Raw genomic sequence first — 306 nt, forward strand, 5'->3', positions numbered from 1 at the left:
TGAAAGGAACCGTTATGATCGATCGCAAGGCTTTTCGCTCTTTGAGCACGGGCTTGTACCTTATCACCTCCCATGTGGGCGTCCGCAAGATCGGCTGCGTTGTCAACACGTATCTGCAGGTGGCCTCCGAGCCGCCCACGGTAACCGTGTCGCTTAACAAGGAAAACGCCACCACGGCGGCCATTCTGGAAACGGGCCGCTACGCCGCTACCGTCCTGTCCCAGGACGCACCCATGGAGCTTATCGGCACCTTCGGGATCCATACCAGCGCCGACACCGATAAGTTCGCTGCCTGCGATTACAGTG

Annotated in this window: 1 protein-coding gene; it reads left to right on the forward strand. The window is 58.8% G+C overall.

The window, feature by feature from the left end; translation table 11 throughout:
• Positions 1-14: 14 nt before the first annotated feature.
• Positions 15-306 (forward strand): flavin reductase family protein (locus tag PZH32_RS12630; RefSeq protein WP_275208594.1); only part of this gene is annotated, 292 nt, incomplete at its 3' end.

The organism is Adlercreutzia equolifaciens (assembly GCF_029076695.1).
GTDB lineage: Bacteria > Actinomycetota > Coriobacteriia > Coriobacteriales > Eggerthellaceae > Adlercreutzia > Adlercreutzia equolifaciens_A.